This window comes from Halostagnicola kamekurae (assembly GCF_900116205.1).
Classification (GTDB): domain Archaea; phylum Halobacteriota; class Halobacteria; order Halobacteriales; family Natrialbaceae; genus Halostagnicola; species Halostagnicola kamekurae.
In genome coordinates, this window is record NZ_FOZS01000001.1 from 358395 (window position 1) to 373034 (window position 14640).

General features: G+C 64.2%; 16 protein-coding genes and 1 tRNA gene. 11 read left to right on the forward strand and 6 right to left on the reverse strand.

The genetic code is table 11. The features are described 5' to 3' along the window. Window positions 1-16: 16 nt before the first annotated feature. The 4 genes from BM348_RS01785 (at window position 17) to BM348_RS01800 (ending at window position 2647) form a co-directional block, all read left to right on the forward strand. Complete coding sequence (locus BM348_RS01785; protein ID WP_092901135.1) at window positions 17-616, forward strand: GNAT family N-acetyltransferase; 600 nt, start codon at window positions 17-19, stop codon at window positions 614-616. Between the two features lie 76 nt (window positions 617-692). After that, entirely contained in the window at window positions 693-1388 is a 696-nt protein-coding gene (gene thiE / locus BM348_RS01790) for a thiamine phosphate synthase (RefSeq protein WP_092901138.1), read from the forward strand. Further along, window positions 1385-2218 carry a hydroxyethylthiazole kinase gene (gene thiM, locus BM348_RS01795; RefSeq protein WP_092901141.1) on the forward strand — a complete coding sequence of 278 codons (834 nt, stop codon included), beginning with the start codon at window positions 1385-1387 and terminating at the stop codon, window positions 2216-2218. Before thiE ends, thiM begins: the two co-directional genes overlap by 4 nt. 156 nt (window positions 2219-2374) lie before the next feature. Further along, the gene (locus BM348_RS01800) at window positions 2375-2647 is read left to right on the forward strand and encodes a DUF7553 family protein (protein WP_092901144.1); all 273 of its coding nucleotides are present in this window, start codon (window positions 2375-2377) and stop codon (window positions 2645-2647) included. Between the two features lie 31 nt (window positions 2648-2678). Here the strand turns inward: BM348_RS01800 and BM348_RS01805 are convergent, their stop codons facing one another. After that, complete coding sequence (locus tag BM348_RS01805) at window positions 2679-3308, reverse strand: rubrerythrin family protein (RefSeq protein ID WP_092901147.1); 630 nt, start codon at window positions 3306-3308, stop codon at window positions 2679-2681. A 176-nt stretch (window positions 3309-3484) separates the two neighbouring features. Between BM348_RS01805 and BM348_RS01810 the strand changes: the two genes are divergently transcribed. Next, on the forward strand, window positions 3485-4699 hold the full coding sequence (locus tag BM348_RS01810) for a polysaccharide deacetylase family protein (protein ID WP_092901150.1): 1215 nt from the start codon (window positions 3485-3487) through the stop codon (window positions 4697-4699). Between the two features lie 96 nt (window positions 4700-4795). On the opposite strand, the gene BM348_RS01815 is transcribed toward BM348_RS01810, so the two are convergent. Further along, window positions 4796-5659 (reverse strand): sulfurtransferase, encoded by an 864-nt coding sequence (locus BM348_RS01815; protein ID WP_092901153.1) that lies wholly within the window; start codon window positions 5657-5659, stop codon window positions 4796-4798. A 281-nt stretch (window positions 5660-5940) separates the two neighbouring features. Here BM348_RS01815 and BM348_RS01820 point away from each other — a divergent pair, with 281 nt between their 5' ends. Both BM348_RS01820 and BM348_RS01825 read left to right on the forward strand, forming a co-directional pair. Beyond that, the gene (locus BM348_RS01820) at window positions 5941-6735 is read left to right on the forward strand and encodes a sulfurtransferase (protein ID WP_092901156.1); all 795 of its coding nucleotides are present in this window, start codon (window positions 5941-5943) and stop codon (window positions 6733-6735) included. Window positions 6736-6847: 112 nt separating this feature from the next. Further along, window positions 6848-7048 carry a hypothetical protein gene (locus BM348_RS01825; protein WP_092901159.1) on the forward strand — a complete coding sequence of 67 codons (201 nt, stop codon included), beginning with the start codon at window positions 6848-6850 and terminating at the stop codon, window positions 7046-7048. A 103-nt stretch (window positions 7049-7151) separates the two neighbouring features. Here the strand turns inward: BM348_RS01825 and BM348_RS01830 are convergent, their stop codons facing one another. Both BM348_RS01830 and BM348_RS01835 read right to left on the reverse strand, forming a co-directional pair. Continuing rightward, window positions 7152-8612 carry a dihydrolipoyl dehydrogenase gene (locus tag BM348_RS01830; RefSeq protein WP_092901163.1) on the reverse strand — a complete coding sequence of 487 codons (1461 nt, stop codon included), beginning with the start codon at window positions 8610-8612 and terminating at the stop codon, window positions 7152-7154. Between the two features lie 71 nt (window positions 8613-8683). Beyond that, the gene (locus BM348_RS01835) at window positions 8684-8893 is read right to left on the reverse strand and encodes a type II toxin-antitoxin system HicB family antitoxin (protein WP_050051880.1); all 210 of its coding nucleotides are present in this window, start codon (window positions 8891-8893) and stop codon (window positions 8684-8686) included. A 962-nt stretch (window positions 8894-9855) separates the two neighbouring features. Between BM348_RS01835 and BM348_RS01845 the strand changes: the two genes are divergently transcribed. Next, window positions 9856-11250 carry a signal recognition particle protein Srp54 gene (locus tag BM348_RS01845; RefSeq protein WP_092901169.1) on the forward strand — a complete coding sequence of 465 codons (1395 nt, stop codon included), beginning with the start codon at window positions 9856-9858 and terminating at the stop codon, window positions 11248-11250. Window positions 11251-11358: 108 nt separating this feature from the next. Beyond that, entirely contained in the window at window positions 11359-12309 is a 951-nt protein-coding gene (locus tag BM348_RS01850) for a hypothetical protein (RefSeq protein ID WP_092901172.1), read from the forward strand. A gap of 30 nt (window positions 12310-12339) precedes the next feature. Here the strand turns inward: BM348_RS01850 and BM348_RS01855 are convergent, their stop codons facing one another. Next, the gene (locus BM348_RS01855) at window positions 12340-12765 is read right to left on the reverse strand and encodes an RNA-binding domain-containing protein (RefSeq protein WP_092901175.1); all 426 of its coding nucleotides are present in this window, start codon (window positions 12763-12765) and stop codon (window positions 12340-12342) included. Further along, entirely contained in the window at window positions 12762-13328 is a 567-nt protein-coding gene (locus tag BM348_RS01860; RefSeq protein ID WP_092901177.1) for an AAA family ATPase, read from the reverse strand. The genes BM348_RS01855 and BM348_RS01860 overlap by 4 nt, the downstream gene beginning before the upstream one ends. A 231-nt stretch (window positions 13329-13559) precedes the next feature. On the opposite strand from BM348_RS01860, the gene BM348_RS01865 reads away from it, so the two are divergent. Both BM348_RS01865 and BM348_RS01870 read left to right on the forward strand, forming a co-directional pair. Next, window positions 13560-13634 (forward strand) — tRNA-Arg (locus BM348_RS01865). Window positions 13635-14120: 486 nt separating this feature from the next. Then, window positions 14121-14597: a type IV pilin gene (locus BM348_RS01870; protein ID WP_092901180.1), complete on the forward strand. Its 477-nt coding sequence runs from the start codon at window positions 14121-14123 to the stop codon at window positions 14595-14597. Window positions 14598-14640: the final 43 nt, after the last annotated feature.

Sequence of the window (14640 nt, forward strand, 5' to 3'; positions counted from 1 at the left end):
GGGCGGAAGTGAGAGTATGGCGTCTACAATTCGAATCGCGACGCTCGCTGACGCCGACGCGATTCGCGACATCTACGCCCCGTTCTGCGAGGGGTCGGCGGTTACGTTCGAGGAATCGGTCCCCACCGAAGCCGAGGTGGCAGCGCGCATCGAGTCGACGCTCGAGACCTACCCGTGGCTCGTCTGCGAGCGCGACGACGAAGTCGTCGGCTACGCCTACGCGAGCGCGCTGCGCCCGCGTCGGGCCTACGAGTGGGTCGTCGAACTCTCGGTCTACGTCGCCGACGGTGCTCGTGGCGATGGGATCGGCCGCGGGCTGTACGCGTCGCTGTTCGCAATTCTCGAGCGCCAGGGCGTCTGTGATGCTTACGCCGTGACGACGCTGCCAAACCCGGAGACGGTCCGGTTTCACGAACGCCTCGGCTTCGAGCGGTTAGTCGACTTTCCGCGGGTCGGATACACGCAGGGCGAGTGGCACGACGTGCGTTGGTGGCGACGGCCGATTGCGACGAAACCCGAGTCCCCGCCCCGTCCAACCCCGCTTCCAGACGTTCGCGACTCGCCCGACTGGGCGGAACTGGTCGTGACGGGTGAAACGCACCTCGAGTCGGCATAATGGCCCCGGCCTGGCGTGTGCGCGCGAGCGGCGTTTCGTCCAAAGCGATTTATCCGACCACCTCGTGATATCGCCCATGAATCCATCGACGTGGCGAACCTACCTCGTCACTCAGTCGTCGCTGTCGGAGGGCAGACCGACCCCCGAGATCGTCCGGGCTGCGATCGACGGCGGGATCGACGCCGTCCAGCTCCGAGACAAAGGTCTCGAGGCGCGGGATCGATACGAGATCGGCCTCGAGTGCAGGGAACTCACCGACGCGGCGGGCATCGATCTGATCGTCAACGACCGGGTCGACCTCGCGCGGGCGATCGACGCCGACGGCGTGCACCTCGGCCAGTCGGATCTCCCGGTCGCGGTCGCTCGAGACCTGCTCGGACCCGACGCGATCGTCGGCTGTTCGGCGTCGACGGTTGCGGAGGCGACGCGGGCCGAGGCCGACGGCGCGGATTACCTCGGCGTCGGCGCGATCTACGGGACGTCTTCGAAGGACGTCGAGAAGTCGAAAGACGGCGTCGGCCCCGATCGGATTCGCGACGTCGTCGACGCGGTGTCGATACCGGTCGTCGGAATCGGCGGCATAACCGCCGAAAACGCGGGGCCGGTCGTGCGGTCGGGCGCGACGGGCGTCGCGGTCATCAGCCAGATCACGGCGGCCGCCGATCCGCGCGCGGCGACCGAATCGCTCGCCGAAGCCGTCGAGTCGGCCCGGACGAACGACGGGCCACCGGGAAACGGACCGGCGGCCGTCGACAGGGGTGGTGCTCGATGACCGAACTCGGTACCGCGACGAGTGCGGACCTCGAGCGCGCACTCGAGCAGCTCCGAGAGGCGGAACCGCTCGTCCAGGCGTTGACGAATCAGGTGACGATGAACGACGTTGCGAACCTCATCCTCCACTGGGGCGCGCTGCCGGTCATGGCCGATTCGCCCGGCGACGCGGGCGAGATGGCCCAGATAGCGGGTGGGGTTCTCATCAACGCCGGGCAGATCGAGGAGTACAAAGTCGAGGCGATGGTCGAGGCCGGACGGGCGGCGAACGACCGCGGAGTCCCCGTCGTCCTCGATCCGGTCGGCGTCGGGTCGACACCATCCCGAAAGGGCGTCGCCGAGCGGCTCCTCTCGGAAGTCGACTTCGCCGCGATCAAGGGTAACTACGGCGAGATCAGCGCGCTCTCGGGTGTCGAGGCGGACGTCAAGGGCGTCGAATCGATCGGCGACTACGACGACATCGACGAGACGGCTCGCTCGCTCGCGGATTCGACGGGCGCGGTCGTCGTCGCCTCCGGCGTCGAAGACGTCGTCGTGGACGCCGATAACGCGGTCTCCGTCTCGGCCGGTCACGAGATGATGGGCGAAGTCGTCGGCACCGGCTGTATGCTCGGCGCGACCCTCGCCGCGTTCTGTGGCGCACTCGAGGACGACCGCGCCGGAGCGCTTTTCGGGACGCTCGCGTTCGGACTCGCCGGCGAACGCGCGACCGATCTGTCGTACAACGGTCCCGCGAGCTACAAAACGAACTTCCTCGATACCGTCGCCGAATTCTCCCCCGCGACCGTCGATGAGATCGACCTCGAGGGCCGGGTGACCCGACTCGAGTGAGAGCTCGGCGATCCGGCTCGTAGACTCGACCCGAGTGCGCGCCCTCGAGTGGCGCTCGGTCGATTCGATTCGAGTGACGCGGTTCGCGTACCCCACTTCGGTCGATCGAAGTCTCCAACAGCTATGTCCCTCGAGCGTGAACGCCACTCTGTACCAATGACACGAACTGCGCTCGAAGCGGCGGCCCAGTCACTATCGGACGCGGCGGATGCGGCAGATAGCGACGAAGCCAGCGACCGACTGGAAACGCAATCGACCAAACTCGAACAGCTCGCGACGGCCGACCGCGGTCCCGACCACGGCCGACTCGCTCGACACGAACACATCCTCAACGAAATCGCCGACGAGCAAGGCGGCGCGGTCGCGGACCGCGTCGAGGACGCCCTCGATTCGATCCACGAGTTCCGGGAGACGCTCGAAGGCGTCTGAGCGGGCGAAAAACGATCGAATCGGTTTCGAATTAGCAGACGGGTTTCGGGTTCGCGCCCATCGCCTCGAGGCTCTCGACGTACTCGCCGTAGGCGGCCTCGATGGCGTCGGTCGCGGCCTCTTCTGCTCGAGCCCACTCGTCGTCGCCGTCACAGACCGTCTCGAGCAGGTCGCTCACCCGCTCGATCTGGTCGTCTAAATCGTCGCCGAAATCGCGAAACAGCTGTGCGCTCTGTGGGTCCGCGTTACCGACGAAGAAGCCGACGACCTGTTCTTTCGAGCGCTTGCTCGCGAGGATGCGGCCGGCGAACGCGCCGGCGCGAGGGATGGTCGACTCGAGCCCGCGGAGGTACTCGTGAAGCGCGGGGACCTCCTCCGGTTCGTACTCTTCGAGCCGTTCGGAGACGGTTTCGTAGTGGTTTCGTTCCTCTTCGGCCGTGGTTTCGAACGCCTCGCGGGCCCGATCGTTCGACTCGTCTCCCGCCCACTCCTCGAAGGTCTGCCACGCGGCGTACTCGGCGTCGGCGGTCGCCTCGAGAACGGGTTCCGTGTCGATGTCGCCGTCCGTGCTCGCGTACAGCGACTTCGAGGATCCCAGTCGGGACAGGGCGGTCTGATTGTGCTCGCGAACGCGGTCGAGGACTGTCTCGGCATCCGTCATGGCTCCCGTTTCGACCGGCGGCGAGTTAGGTGTGTCGTGTCGATTCCGCGCAGGCCCCGCAGACGTCGCCGTCGTTTTGCGGTCCCTACCGTCCGGTACGCACCCCCTTCCGTTGGCTTCACGGACAGTAACGACGCGATAACAATCACTTCATCCGGACTGTTCTCGATCGGACAATGAAACGACGAACCTATCTCGTGACGGCGGCCGGTGCGGTCGCGCTCGCAGGCTGTGCGGGTTCGGATACCGACTCGGACGACGAAAACGAGGACGATCCGAACGACGATACGCCCGAAGACCACGGCGGCGACGGCCCCGACGACGAGACCGGAACCTTCGACGACTTCGAGGACCTCGAGTACTGGTTCACGAAGCAGGGAACCATGTCCGCCGACGAAGACCGATCGGCCGTCGGTTCCCAGTCGGTCAAACTCGAGGCGTCCATGTCCGACAGGGGCGTGATGATCTCGCGCACGTTCGACTCCCCGCAGGACTTCTCCGAGATGGTTCCCGGTATGGCGGTCGCCTCGGAGGTCGAGTTGAACCCGATTATCCAGCTGTCGGACGACAGCGGTGACCGGATCGAGTACCGCGGACGCGTCGATCCCGACCTGCCGTTGATTCGGTACAACTTCGGCGTCAGCAAGATCGTCGGCGACCCGACCCTCTCCGAGATCACCTCCATTCAGATCACGACCTGGACGGGCACCGAGAAGGAGCGAACGTTCTGGTGTGACGACCTCTACTTCGTCCCGCGCCTCGAGACGGGGACGGTGCTGGTGCAGTTCGATTACGGGTACGAGACGACTTACACCGAGGGGTACTCGGTCCTCGAGGAGTACGACGTTCCGGCGACGGCGTTCGTCAACACCGATTACGTCGGGAACGACGATCGAATGGATCTGGGACAGCTCGAGGAACTCCACGACGACGGCTGGACCATCGCCAGCCAGTCGGCGACGACCGCCGACCTGACCGAATCCGACGATCCCGCCGCCCAGATTCAGTCGGGCGTCGAGTGGCTCGAGGAGAACGGATTCGAAGACGGCGCGGATTACTTCGCGTACCCGCTCGGCCGCTTCGACGAAGCCGCCGTCGACGCCGTCGAGAGCCATCACGATCTCGGGTTCGCGAACGGGTACGGCGTCGGCGGCGAGATTACCAACACGCAGCTCTGTCCGCGCGTCGGCAACCCCGACGTGGACGACGCCGAACAGTTGCTCGAGCGAACCGCCGAGATGAACGGCCTCACGACCATCTACTACACCGAACTCGACGACGACCGTCTCGATTCGTTCGAAGAGACGATGGCAACGCTCAGCGAGATGGAATCGGACGGCGACCTCGAGGTCGTTCTTCCGAGCGACGTCGAAGAAAAATACGTGTTCTAACTCGGCTGTGGTGCGGGCCGACTTAGTTGTCGGCTTTGCCCGTTCCGCGGGTCGGCTCCGCCTCCCCGCTCCATCTCGAGGCCTCGTTCCCGTTGGTCACTCGGCCTCGCCCGTCTCTACCGGCGCGTTGACGAGATTACCCCACTCGGTCCAGGATCCGTCGTAGTTGACGGCGTCCTCGTAGCCGAGCAGTTCGTGCAGTGCGAACCAGGCGACGGACGATCGCTCGCCGATTCGGCAGTAGGCGACGGTCGTCTCGTCGCCGTCGATGCCCTTCTCGGCGTACAGTTCCTCGAGTTCCTCCTGGCTCTTGAACAGGCCGTCGTCGTCGGTGACCGCCGCCCAGGAGATGTTCTGGGCGCCGGGGACGTGGCCGCCGCGCTGGGCCGTCTCCTGGAGTCCTGGCGGCGCGAGGATGTCCCCGCGGAACTCCTCGGGCGAGCGAACGTCGACGAGCGGAACGCCGCGTTCGATCGCGTTCTCGACGTCTTCGCGGTAGGCGCGAATGCTCTCGCGCGGGCCGGCCGCGTCGTACTCGACGGCCGAGAAGTCCGGCTCCTCGTCGGTCGTCGGATAGTCGTTCTCGAGCCAGTACTCGCGGCCGCCGTCGAGCAGATAGACCTCGTCGTGGCCGTAGTACTTGAACTGCCAGTAGGTGTAGGCGGCGAACCAGTTCGAGTTGTCCCCATAGAGGACGACGGTCGAGTCCTCGGAGATGCCGTGACTGCCCAGCAGGTCCTCGAAGTCTTCCTTCTCGAGGATGTCCCGTCGCGTCTGGTCCTGGAGCTGAGTCTCCCAGTTGAACCCGATCGCGCCCGGCGCGTGGGCGTCGTCGTACGCTTCCGTGTCGACGTCGACTTCGACCAGTCGCAGGTCGGAATCGTCGCTTTCGAACTGGTCGAGTCGGTCCTCGACCCAGTCAGCCGTTACGAGTACGTCGTTGGCGTATTCTGTTGCCATACACGCCCGTAGGGACCTGACCCACATAGTTCCCCTTCTAACCGGATAATGCAGTCACCGCTTCATTTTACAGGATGATTTTGCCGGATTAGAGCGCGACGAACGATCGCGTACGGTTGAAACGGCCACATTCGGCGCTTTCAGCCCCTTACTTAAATCCAGTCGGACAGACGAGGGCTCGCCCGTCCACTGATGCGGATATATTTGCCACAACCTCGGCACCGACGAGAGCGGTGCCGGAACCGGTGGCCTCTCGAGGCTGCGTCGAGATGGTCTCCTCAATGGACGACGCCTACGTCGTTTCGCCGGAGTGGACCGAAGCACACCTTGAGGATCCGTCCGTTCGACTCGTCGACGTGCGAGACGCCTGGGAGTTCGACGCCATCGGACACGTTCCGGGTGCCGTCAACGTTCCGTTCGACAGTTATCGCGACGAGGACAGCGACGAACCGGGAACGCTCCCCGGCGCGACGGCGTTCGCCGACCTCCTCGAGGCCGCCGGCATCGAACCCGACGACACCATCGTCGTTTACGACGACATGCACGGCGTGTTCGCCGCCCGGTTCGTGCTGACCGCGCGGGTCTACGGCCACGAGGACGTTCGGCTCTTAGACGGCGACTTCAGCGCGTGGAACCGCGAGCGAGAGACGACGAGCGACGAGCGCGAATTCGAGCCCTCGAGCTACGACCCCGAGCCGCTTTCCGCCGAGGAGAGCCCGCTGATCGACCTCGAAGGAGTCGAGGCCGCGCTCGAGCGCGATGCGATCTTCGTCGACACCCGCGAGCGAGACGAGTACGAGGAGGCTCGCCTGCCCGGCGCGGTTCGCTTCGACTGGCGCGAGGTCGTCGACGACGAGACGCGCCGACTCAAGCCCGAGGCCGAACTCGAGGAGCTACTCGCCGAGCACGGCATCACGCCCGACCGGGAGATTATCCTCTACTGTAACACGGCGCGGCGGATCAGCCACACCTACGTCGTCCTCCGGGCGCTGGGCTACGAGAACATCGGGTTCTACGAGGGGAGCCTCACCGAGTGGATCGCCGCGGACGGCGCGCTCGAGTCCGGCAGCGAGTAGCGCTTGTGAATGAGTAGCGTTTGCGGGCTACTCGAGGTACATGACTGGCGATGGGCCTGCGTGTGCAGGCCGAGGGCGTTTTTCTGGGAGACGCTTTGGGTTACTCGAACCAATGTCTACGACTGATACCCGAGCGGAGACGCTCAAGAAAGCGAGCACCGTAACGACAGTGATCGACGCGATGGTCGAATTCGCGAAGGGACGTCGGGTCGGCGGCCTCGTACTGCTGGGCGCTGCCGCTCTCTCCTCGCGCGTTCCGGGAGTCGGAACGGCGGCTTCGATCTTGCTCCGTGCGTCTCGCCGATTCCGCTGAGTGCTGAGACACGTATCACCGGCCGTCACCCGTCAGAACGGACGATGCGGTCGCTGTCGTTTTCTACCGATTCATCACAGCGAAACCGCGTGATCTGGAATCGCTATAGCCCGCTCACGTCCCGCCAGTCCGGCGTCGTCGAGTAGGGCCTCGAGGCAACCTCGTCGAACGCCGCGAGCACGACCTCGTTCAACGCGGGGTGGACGTGGACCGTCTCGGCGATATCGGCCACCGTCCCGTCGCCGCGCTGGACGGCGACGGCGACCTCGTGGATCAGCGTCGAGGCCTGCGGGCCGACGATGTGACAGCCCAGTATCGTCCCGTCTGAATCCGCGAGCACCTTGACGAATCCATCGTCGGACGCGAGGACCGTCCCCATCGGTGCGGTGCCGTAGGGGGCCGTCGCCGCCTCGTACTCCCGGTCGTCCTCGGCGAGTTCGGACGCCGTTTTCCCGAGGCTCGCGACCTGCGGCGACGTGAAAATCGCGTGGGGGACGCCCGTATAGTCGACCGCCCGCTGGTCGTCGTCCAGCACGTTCGCAGAGACGAGTTCCGCCTCGTAATCGGCGACGTGTTTGAACGGGAACTGCCCGACGACGTCGCCGAGCGCCCAGATCCCGTCGACGTCTGTCTCGAGCGTCTCGTCGACAGAGAGCGAGCCGTCGTCGGCCGCCTCGAGGCCCGTCTCCTCGAGGTCGAGCGTGTCCGTGTTCGGTCGCCGGCCGGCCGCGACGAGGAGGTCGTCGGCCTCGAGTTCTTCCGACGCGTCCTCTTCATCCCCGCTTTCCGCCGATTCGACGGTCACGGAGACGCCCCCGTTTCGACTCGAGACGGCCGTCGCCTCGAAGCCCGTATAGAGGTCGCAGTATTCCTCGAGCGAGTCCGTGACGACCGCGCTCACGTCGTCGTCTTCTCTCGGGACGAGCCGATCGCTTCGCCCGACGATCGAGACCTCGGCGCCGAGCGCCCCGAAGAAGTAGCCGAGTTCGGCTCCGATGTAGCCGCCGCCGACGATCACGAGGCGGTCGGGCCGTTCGTCGAGATACAGCGCGTCGTCGCTGGTCAGATACTCGAGGTTCTCGAGTCCGTCGATCGGCGGTGCCGTCGGTCTCGAGCCGACGGCGACGATCACGTCCTCGCCCCGGATTCGCCGTCCGTCGGCGTCGGCACCGCCGTCCTCGCGTTCGGGATCGACGAGTTCGACCGTCCGCTCGTCGACGAACCGTCCCGCCGCGTCGTAGAGCGTGACCCGCTCGTTCGCCTCGAGGCTCTCGCGCTGCCGGTCCGCCTTCTCGAAGACGGTTTCGTGGATCGCGTCGGTGATTTCGCCGTACGCGACTCCGTCGAGTTCGGCGTTGATCCCGAACCGATCCGCGCGCTGGATCTCCGCGATGACGTCCGCGCGGTGGATGAGTCCCTTCGAGGGCACGCAGCCGCGAGTGATGCAGGCCCCGCCGAGCGGCCCGGGTTCGAGGACGGCCGCCTCGAGCCCCGTTTCGGCCCCTGCCGTCGCGACCTGCGAGCCCGACCCGCCCCCGAGGACGACGATGTCGTAGTCTTCCATACGCGGCTCTCGACCACGGGGACGGCCAAATAACTGGCACCTGCTTACTGTCTCGAGGCGTATTTCTGGGCTTAGAGCCAACTGTCGCCGTCGTCGTCCTGTGAGCCCTCGTGGTAGGTCTCGAGCGTCGCTGCGAGGTTCTCGAGGGCGGCTTCTTCGGTCTGTCCCTGGCTCGAGACCCCGGTTTCCGTGTCCTCCGCGATGTAGAGTTCGTTCTCGACGGTCACGGTGATCGAGTCGTCGTCCGCGAGGTCGCTCGCGTCTCGTGCGTCGTTGGTCATACGCGATGCTATCGGCGGTGGCGTCAAATATCTGCTGACAGCGGGTTCGTACTCGAGTGGTGATTCCTCAACCTTCACAAACAGTTGACTTCGATGGTGGGTGATATACGACAGTTCGCATGGTATTCCTTTCTCTTCAGACTGAATTATCCGTTCGCTTCACGTGCCTATCCCTCAGACGTGACGAAGAGGACGACGAGTGCCAGTCCAAAAGATGTCGCCGACAGCGGTTTCCAGTTCCCTGTCTTTCCTACGTGATAGGTGGCTGCACAAACTGCTAAAATTCCTACCAGAGACATAGCTATTTCCACTTTCTCGTCAACGACGAGTTTCGGTACTGAACCCCCAGTCATGAGAGGACATATTAGAATATTTGATTTTAATCGTTATGATTTCTCAGCTGCTTGCGACAAGTTCTTCACCTGTACTTATCGTTCGTCGAGTAGTCGTGGAGTAGCAATGTGGACTGTTCTATGATATCTCTGTTGCTGTGTTGTTCCCAACTATCGTCACATTCAGTTTCTCTCTCGAGTCCGATGACAACGAGTACACCACTCGCACCGACGACACTGACTTCCACACCGTTCACGGGTCACTTCGTTCCCCGTTCACAACTCAAGATTCTCACATCGTGCAAATCTCGCTCTCCCCAACCGATTCACTCACTCACAGGCTCACGACTTCGTCGCTCGCTGTTCTGCGACGCGTTGCGTCGCGCTCCGCTCGCTCATCCCCTGGAAGAGGCTTCACGACTTCCAAGCCATTCGGTCACTGCGTGACCGAAGACCTCGAACATCGTTGGATCGACCCTCGCGTTGCTCGGTGCGATCCAGCGTGCGCCACCGCCGGTGGATCGCCGGCTAGTTGATTCGGTGGAAGCTAATCCGGTGGAAAGCTGATTCGATGGAACACTGACCACCACAGAAAAAGGCTTTAACGCCGCCGTCTCGTACACCGAGCAAATGGTACTCGACGATCTCGGGAGTTCCCTTCGGGGCACCCTCGATAAACTCCGCGGGAAGTCACGGATCAGCGAAGAGGACGTCGAGGAGATCGTCAAGGAGATCCAGCGATCGCTGCTCTCCGCCGACGTCGACGTCTCGCTCGTCATGGAGCTGTCGGACAACATCGAGCGGCGGGCGCTCGAGGAAGAGCCACCCGCCGGGACGCCGGCGCGCGATTTCGTCCTCCGCATCGTCTACGAAGAACTGGTCGATCTCATCGGCGAGTCGACCGACCTCCCGCTCGAGGAGCAGACGATCCTGCTCGCGGGGCTGCAGGGGTCGGGGAAGACGACCTCCGCGGCGAAGATGGCGTGGTGGTTCTCGACGAAGGGGCTCCGTCCCGCTGTCATCCAGACGGACACCTTCCGGCCCGGCGCGTACGAACAGGCCGAGCAGATGAGCGAGCGCGCGGAGGTCGAGTTCTACGGCGACCCCGACGGCGAGGACCCCGTCCAGATCGCCAGAGACGGGCTCGAGGCGACCAGCGACGCGGACGTCCACATCGTGGACACGGCGGGTCGCCACGCGCTCGAGGACGACCTGATCGACGAGATCGAGCAGATCGAGGGCGTCGTCGAGCCGGATCGATCCCTGCTCGTGCTGGACGCGGCGATCGGTCAGGGCGCGAAAGACCAGGCCCAGCAGTTCGACGAGTCGATCGGCATCGACGGCGTCGTCATCACGAAACTCGACGGGACGGCGAAAGGTGGCGGGGCGCTGACGGCGGTCGACCAGACCGATTCCTCGATCGCGTTCCTCGGTACCGGCGAGGAGGTACAGGACGTCGAACGGTTCGAACCCGACGGCTTCATCTCGCGGCTGCTCGGGATGGGCGATCTCGGCCAGCTCGCCGAACGCGTCGAGCGCGCGATGTCCCAGACCGAGGACGAAGAGGAAGACTGGGATCCCGAGGACATGCTGCAGGGCTCGTTCACCCTGAACGACATGCAAAAGCAGATGCAGGCGATGAACAACATGGGACCGCTGGATCAGGTCATGGACATGATCCCCGGCTTCGGCGGCGGGATCAAAGACCAGCTGCCCGACGACGCGATGGACGTCACCCAAGAGCGCATGCGGACCTTCGAGGTCATCATGGACTCGATGACCGACGCCGAAAAGGAGTATCCGAAGGCCATCGGCGCGAGTCAGGTCCAGCGGATCGCCCGCGGCTCGGGGACGGACGAAGAGCAGGTTCGAGAGCTGCTCGAGCAGTTCAAGATGATGGAGCGGACGATCAAGCAGTTCCAGGGCATGGGATCGGAAAAGGAGATGCAGCGGATGATGCAACAGATGCAACAGGGCGGTGGCGGCGGAGGCGGCGGCATGGGCGGTATGGGCCCGTTCGGATAACCGCGAGCTGACCCGAGTATCGAGCGAACCGAGAACGGAGCGCTCGAGTTGTTCGCTCGTAATCACGTCGGCCATCAGTTTCATACCACCGTAGACGCGTGGGCCAGTATGAATCGACGTCAGTATCTCTCGACCGCGGGCGGTCTCGCCGTCGTCTCTTCTCTCGCCGGCTGTCTCGGCGATGTCCTCGGCTCCGAGGATGGCGAACAGCTTCCGGATGACCACCGCGACGAAGCGCGCGCTATCAACCGCGCGGTCGGCAAGTTGAACAAGGCCGCAATCTCGATCGAAGGCGCCGAAAGCGGCCTCGAGAACCCGACCGAAGCCGACTTCTCGGCCGACGAACCCCGATCGTTTATCGATGCGGCTCGAAGCGAACTCGAGTCGGTCGAGGACTCGGCCATCGCCGCGGAACTGGCCAGCTACGCCGACGTCCTCGAGGCGATGATCGCCGTCCTCGAGACCCTCACGGACGACTCGCTCGCGGCGGACGTCGAGGCAATTTCCGGTGAAATGGCGGGCGGCGACACGTCGACTGTCGAGGACACCCTCGAGACCCATCGCGAGTCGATCGACGGGGCTCGCGAGAATTACGACGGCGCGGTTGCGACCCTCGAGAACCTCGACCGAGACCGACTCGAGGAACACTCGGTCGTCGATCTCGACCGCGTCGAGTCGGGAATCGAAACGATCGGTAACGTGCTCGGCTCCGTCGAGTCGATACTGTCGGGCTACGACTCGATGCTCGCCGGCCACGAATCGCTCGGGGAGGGCGAGGAACGCTTCGACGGGGGCGAGTACGAACGCGCGGCGACGGCCTTCGAGAGCGCGGCAGATTCGTTCGGCGACGCGACGGAGACGTTCGCCGGCGAGGCGTCGGACGCGCCGTCCGGCCTCGCGGAGTACGCCGAGACCGCCCACTGTCAGAGCGGTCACCTCGAGACCGCCGCGACGGAGTTCGCCGAGGGCGCGACCGCTGCCGATAACGCCAATATCGCTGACGCACAACAATCCCAAAGCGACGGCGAAGACGCCCTCGAGGCCGCCGAGAACTGCTAACGCCGCTGAATTAACAGAAGACTGCGACGATCAGCCGTCGACCGGCCGCCCGTCTTCGGTCGGCGGCGCGACGTGATCGACGTACTCCTCGAGCGTCGGTTCGTCGACGCGCACGCGGACCGCGATTTCGCCGAGTTCGTCGGGTTCGCCGACGGAGAAGTTCACCCTGTTTTCGAACGCTGCCTGCTTTTTCAGCGCGAAGCTGAAGGTCTGTCCCTCCCGATTCGAGAAGAACTCGCCGCGGGCGGTGTCGAGGATCTCTTGTCGGTGCAGGAGCTCCGAAAACTGCTCCATCGAGTGCGCTTCGCCCCTGATCTCGCCGAGGCTCTCCTCTAGGTCGGCGTTCGGGAAGACGTTCCGCACGGCGTCGGCGACTCGAGCGGTGACCTCGGTGTCGTAGACCGGTGCTGTGATCTCGATGTCGATGCGATAGATTTCGGTTTGCGTTGCGCTCATGAATTGTGCACCCGTCGTTCGCCGTCTCGGATGATGGTTCGGATTCGATCGTGAAACGCCTCGAGCGAGTCGGTGTTTTCGACGACCACGTCCGCTCGCTCCATCGCGTCGTCCATGCCGAAACCGCGCTCGCGCTCGTCGCGCGCCGCGAGCCCTTCGCCGCCGTCGTCCTCGTCTGCGTCGCGACCGCGCGCGTCGATTCGCTCCGCGCGGAGGTCGAAGGGAGCTTCGATACTGACCAGCGTGAACTCAGCGCCGAACCGCTCTTCGAACGCGTCGACCTCGACGCCCGACCGGATGCCATCGACGAGGACGGCCTCGTGGTCCTCGAGGCGGTCCTCGATCATCGGCAGCGACCGCTGGGCGATCGCCGCCGGGCCGTTCTCCTCGCGAAGCGCTTGCGCGACGGTGCCGTGATCTTTCGCGGGATCGAGTCCGCGGTCGGCGGTCTCCTGACGGACGACGTCGCCCATCGTCACGACAGGAATTCCCTCCTCGCGTGCGACGGTGGCTGCCTCGCCCTTGCCGCTGCCGGGCAATCCCACCGTTCCGATGACGTGCATCGGGGAGAGATACAGGCGAAGGCCGCATAAGGGCTGTGTCTCGTCGGCCGGACTACAGTGACTCGGTGGGGACCGTCTCGAGCGGTTCCTCCGTCAGTCTCGATCACCCGTGACTCGAGGATTCCTGACAGCGACCGAGCCACCGCCTCCGGTCGTCGCGTCGCGCTATCGGGTCCGCGGCTGAGGGAAATCCCAACTGCTTATGGCCTTTGGGGGGTGAACCGTACTCGAGGGCACATAGCTCAGTCTGGATAGAGCGTCGGACTTCTAATCCGACGGTCGTGGGTTCGAATCCCATTGTGCCCGTGAGAAGACGCCGAGCACCGGCGAAGCGCGTCGAACGGACCACGATGGGTTCGAATCAGAGAGCACCTCGCTGCGACCGTGGTTCGAATCCCATCGTATCTTCTATAAAACAATAGCTCAGGCGTTCTCCCTGTTCGTCAGCCTCGAATTGGTTGGCATAGACGTCCGGGAGGGTTCGTTTCGGTTTCATTCAGAAATTCGGATTTCTCGAGCTACGTACAATCCCCTTCGTCTGCTAGCGTTTTCTATCGCTCACCACAGCGTTCCGAATCGAACGATTCTGTCCCTGTTACGGAAGAACGACCTCGAGACTCCCCCGACGGTGAGCACGCGCGAGAGTTTTTAATAGAAAACGAAGAAGGCTTCCACAGAACTGGTCGAACCGGGCGGATCGCGAGCCAGCGCCGACAGTGGATCTCGAGCGCCTTCGCGATCGACAATCGCATCTACTCTCGCAATACCGTCCGTTCACAGGCTGTTCCACCAATGGATCTGAACGCACTTACACTCGAGCGAGCGGAATCGGCGGACGAACGCGCGGTGAGCCCCGTCATCGGCATCGTCCTCATGGTCGGGATCACCGTGATTATGGCCGCGATTATCGGCGGACTCGTCATGGGACTGGTCCCCGACCAGCCGTCACAGCCGACGGTCACCCTCGAGTTTCAAGAACACAACGAGACGGTGACGATCGCCCACGCCGGCGGTGACGACTTCGACGCCGCGGGGGTAACGATCACCGGGAACGGGATGACCGGTGAGATTTCCGCAACGACGGGCGACGACAGCGGCGGCGTCGAGAGCAACTCGTGGGATAACTCGACCTCGACCGGCGATTCGATCACGCTCGCTGAAGACTCAGACGGGGGGCTCGATTCGGACGGCGGCGAAATACAGGTCGTCTGGAACGCGAACGACCGGAGCACCATTCTGGACCGATTCGAGTACGGTGGGGCGGACTGAGCTAGGCGGATCTCGACCGGGTCCCGCCACGGACAGCTGCGGC

Coding starts and splice junctions, on each gene's coding strand:
- BM348_RS01785 (WP_092901135.1), top strand. CDS start 17: ATGGCGTCTACAATTCGAATCGCGACGCTCGCTGACGCCGACGCGATT.
- thiE (WP_092901138.1), top strand. CDS start 693: ATGAATCCATCGACGTGGCGAACCTACCTCGTCACTCAGTCGTCGCTG.
- thiM (WP_092901141.1), top strand. CDS start 1,385: ATGACCGAACTCGGTACCGCGACGAGTGCGGACCTCGAGCGCGCACTC.
- BM348_RS01800 (WP_092901144.1), top strand. CDS start 2,375: ATGACACGAACTGCGCTCGAAGCGGCGGCCCAGTCACTATCGGACGCG.
- BM348_RS01805 (WP_092901147.1), bottom strand. CDS start 3,308: ATGACGGATGCCGAGACAGTCCTCGACCGCGTTCGCGAGCACAATCAG.
- BM348_RS01810 (WP_092901150.1), top strand. CDS start 3,485: ATGAAACGACGAACCTATCTCGTGACGGCGGCCGGTGCGGTCGCGCTC.
- BM348_RS01815 (WP_092901153.1), bottom strand. CDS start 5,659: ATGGCAACAGAATACGCCAACGACGTACTCGTAACGGCTGACTGGGTC.
- BM348_RS01820 (WP_092901156.1), top strand. CDS start 5,941: ATGGACGACGCCTACGTCGTTTCGCCGGAGTGGACCGAAGCACACCTT.
- BM348_RS01825 (WP_092901159.1), top strand. CDS start 6,848: ATGTCTACGACTGATACCCGAGCGGAGACGCTCAAGAAAGCGAGCACC.
- BM348_RS01830 (WP_092901163.1), bottom strand. CDS start 8,612: ATGGAAGACTACGACATCGTCGTCCTCGGGGGCGGGTCGGGCTCGCAG.
- BM348_RS01835 (WP_050051880.1), bottom strand. CDS start 8,893: ATGACCAACGACGCACGAGACGCGAGCGACCTCGCGGACGACGACTCG.
- BM348_RS01845 (WP_092901169.1), top strand. CDS start 9,856: ATGGTACTCGACGATCTCGGGAGTTCCCTTCGGGGCACCCTCGATAAA.
- BM348_RS01850 (WP_092901172.1), top strand. CDS start 11,359: ATGAATCGACGTCAGTATCTCTCGACCGCGGGCGGTCTCGCCGTCGTC.
- BM348_RS01855 (WP_092901175.1), bottom strand. CDS start 12,765: ATGAGCGCAACGCAAACCGAAATCTATCGCATCGACATCGAGATCACA.
- BM348_RS01860 (WP_092901177.1), bottom strand. CDS start 13,328: ATGCACGTCATCGGAACGGTGGGATTGCCCGGCAGCGGCAAGGGCGAG.
- BM348_RS01870 (WP_092901180.1), top strand. CDS start 14,121: ATGGATCTGAACGCACTTACACTCGAGCGAGCGGAATCGGCGGACGAA.